General features: G+C 62.9%; 4 protein-coding genes. 1 reads left to right on the top strand and 3 read right to left on the bottom strand.

All coding sequences use genetic code 11. The features are described from left to right. Both AC1D1P_RS19220 and AC1D1P_RS19215 read right to left on the bottom strand, forming a co-directional pair. Positions 1–306, bottom strand: a 306-nt coding sequence (locus tag AC1D1P_RS19220) for an ABC transporter substrate-binding protein (protein ID WP_477674073.1), incomplete at its 3' end; no start/stop codon positions are given. Between the two features lie 354 nt (positions 307–660). Then, positions 661–1,293, bottom strand: a complete 633-nt coding sequence (locus tag AC1D1P_RS19215) for an ANTAR domain-containing response regulator (protein WP_477674072.1) — start codon at positions 1,291–1,293, stop codon at positions 661–663. Between the two features lie 242 nt (positions 1,294–1,535). Here AC1D1P_RS19215 and tsaD point away from each other — a divergent pair, with 242 nt between their 5' ends. Then, a complete protein-coding gene (gene tsaD / locus AC1D1P_RS19210; protein ID WP_477674071.1) occupies positions 1,536–2,579 on the top strand; it encodes a tRNA (adenosine(37)-N6)-threonylcarbamoyltransferase complex transferase subunit TsaD in 1,044 nt (347 codons plus the stop codon). Between the two features lie 98 nt (positions 2,580–2,677). Here the strand turns inward: tsaD and AC1D1P_RS19205 are convergent. Next, positions 2,678–3,033: Hsp20/alpha crystallin family protein (locus AC1D1P_RS19205; RefSeq protein WP_477674070.1), on the bottom strand; the 356-nt coding region annotated here is incomplete at its 5' end.

Genomic DNA, 3,033 nt, shown 5'->3' with positions numbered 1-3,033 from the left:
GTAGAGCACATGGGCGAAGTCCAGTTCGCCGTTGACCAGCTTGTCGCGTACGCCGGCCCAGCTGGCTTCCTTGGTCGGGATGATCTTGACGCCGTATTTCTGGTCAATGCCCAGCACTGAGGCCATGACCACCGAGGCGCAGTCGGTCAGCGGAATGAAGCCGATCTTGACTTCCTTCTTCTCTGGTGCGTCTGAGCCCTGGGCATAGACGGCAGCGCGCAGGGCGGGGTTGATGCCCACGGCGCCTACGGCCGCGGCCTGCAGCACGGTGCGGCGAGTCAGCGAAGATTTCAGCAGTTCAGTCATGTCAGCGGCTCCTGATAGTTAAAACGAAAGACAAAAACAAAAAGGCGCTCGACCCGGGCAACACGTTGAACGTGATGCAGGGTGCGAACGCCTTTGTTCCTTGGGGGCACCACACACTTCGCCATTGAAGTGCTGTGCCGGTTGGCCATCTTTGACCAGTGCCTAGGGCATTGCAAAAGCTGTGCCAGCGATGCTGAGTGCTGTGACAGCGGGTCGTTTTGAGAAGGGAAAGTGCCCGGACGCACTGCGTGCACCAGTGGCTGCGGGGAAAGGCGGTGCGAGGCGGTGGTTTGATGCTTGCACCGTATTTGTGCGGTGCACCAATTGAGGGTTACCTGAGATCAGGCCCGGGATTTATCCCAGCAAATCCAGGGCGTCGAGCATGCGCTGGGCGACTTCGCCCAGCCGCAGGCCCTTATCCATCGCTGCCTTGCGCAGCTTTTCGAAGGCGGCCTGTTCGGTCAGGCCCTGGCGCTGCATCAGCATGCCCTTGGCCCGGTCTATGACTTTTCGGTCATGCAGCTCTGTTTTGGCGTGTGCCAGTTCCTTGCGGAGGCCCTGTTCGTGCTCAAAGCGCGCCATGGCCACGTCCAGGATAGGCCGAATGCGGWCCGGGGAGAGGCCGGCCACTACATAGGCCGACACGCCGGCGGCGACGGCATCCTTCACGTGGCTGGTGTCGTTGTCGTTGGTGAACAGCACGATGGGCCGGCGGGCGTCCCGCGTCGCCATCACCACATGCTCCAGCGAATCGCGGGCCTCGCTTTCGGCGTCCACGATGATCATGTCGGGTTGCAGTTGCGCCAGGCGCTCGTCCAGGAAGGTATCGGCCGGGAGCACCGCGACGATGTTGTAACCGTTTTCCAGCAATCCGATGCGCAGCTGGCGCGAGCGCTCGGCCAGCTCCCGCGCATGGTCGTCATCGGACACGGACTCCAGCAGGTCCGGGGCGATGATGACAAGGCGCAGGGATTGGGACGGCGTCATGCAGGATTTAGTGCAAGAAACGTGCCCCCACGGTCGTTCACTGTGTGTAACTCCTTACCTCCCCGAGGGGTCCGCCCGCCCTCCGGCCCGGCAAAGCCGGTTCCAGGGCTCATGCTGGGTTGAGGAGGGGCTCAACCAGCGGGAGCCGCGGGACTGGCTTTGCCAGACCGCAGGCACCCCCCCCTTGAGGGGGGCAGGCTACACGTAGTGAGCCTGAACGGGGGGGGCTTTACACTCGAAGGATGAGAGTCTTGGGAATCGAATCGAGTTGCGATGAAACCGGTGTGGCGCTGGTGGATGCCAGCGGCAGTGGCGTGCCGCGCCTGCTGTCGCACGCCTTGTTCAGCCAGATCGACATGCACCAGGCTTATGGTGGTGTGGTGCCTGAGCTGGCGAGCCGGGACCATATCCGGCGTGTCTTGCCTTTGACGCATCAGGTGATGGCCGAGGCGGGCAGCAGCCTGGCGCAAGTGGATGTGGTGGCGTATACACGCGGCCCTGGGCTTGCGGGTGCGCTGCTGGTGGGGGCGGGTATTGCTTGCTCGCTGGCGGCGGCGCTGGGCAAGCCTGCGATGGGTGTGCATCACCTGGAAGGGCATTTGCTGTCGCCCTTTCTGAGCGCCGACCCGCCCGAGTTTCCTTTTGTGGCGCTGCTGGTGTCTGGCGGCCATACCCAGCTGATGCGGGTGGACCGGGTCGGCAGTTACGAATTGCTCGGTGAAACCATTGACGATGCGGCAGGTGAGGCTTTTGACAAGTCGGCCAAGCTGATGGGCTTGCCTTATCCCGGCGGGCCCCATCTGTCGAAGCTGGCTGAGCACGGCGACTGCGCGGCCTTCAAGTTGCCGCGACCCTTGCTGCACAGTGGTGACCTGGATTTTTCATTTGCCGGGCTCAAAACCGCAGTGCTGACTCAGGCCAAAAAATTGGGTGCGGAGCTGGACAGCCGCAAGGCCGACCTCGCGGCATCCACGCAGGCGGCGATCGTGGAAGTATTGGTGAAAAAATCACTGGCCGCCATGGCGCAAACCGGACTCAAACGCCTGGTGGTGGCGGGCGGCGTGGGCGCCAATGCGCTGCTGCGAAGCCAGCTCAATGCCGTGTGCAAGCAACGCGGTATTCGTGTGCATTACCCGGAACTGCATTTGTGCACCGACAACGGCGCCATGATTGCGCTGGCGGCCGGCATGCGGCTGCAGGCGGGGCTTGAAACGCTTCAGCGCGACTACACGTTTGATGTGAAGCCGCGCTGGAGTTTGACCCCCACGGTCGCTCGCGCCGCGTAGTTCCCCGTCCCCCCGAGGGGGCCGCTGCGCCTGCGGCCCGGCAAAGCCGGTTCCACGGCCCCGGCTGGCAGGGACGGYTAACCGGCTTTGGTCGGTGGTTACTGGATGTCGAGGTGGGTGACGTTGCTGACAGGGACTTTTTTGCCCAGTGTCAGGGTCAACACGCCGTTTTCCAGTTTGGCGCTGCTGTTGGCGGTATCGATTTCCAGCGGGAAGCGCCATGCGGCCTTGATTTTGCGGGGTGCGTCTTCCTTGCTGGAGACACGAACCACGTCGCCTTCAATGCCGATATCCAGTTGTTCGCGGGCCAGGCCGGGAACGTCGAATTGCAGGGTATATGCCTTCTCGAGGTCTTCCACGTTGGCGGCCTTGGCGGCGCCGGTGTCAGACAGCGAGGAGAAGGTGTCGTTGAGGAATTTTTCCAGGGCGCCGTTGCTCACGACGGGTGCGTAGT

Source organism: Polaromonas sp. P1_E1_2 (genome assembly GCF_056406035.1).
The sequence above is the reverse complement of the archived record's forward strand: the minus strand, read 5'-3'. Positions and strand labels throughout refer to the sequence as shown.

Bases quoted from the DNA above. Each gene is read 5' to 3' on its own strand.
- tsaD (WP_477674071.1), top strand. From the start codon at position 1,536: ATGAGAGTCTTGGGAATCGAATCGAGTTGCGATGAAACCGGTGTGGCG.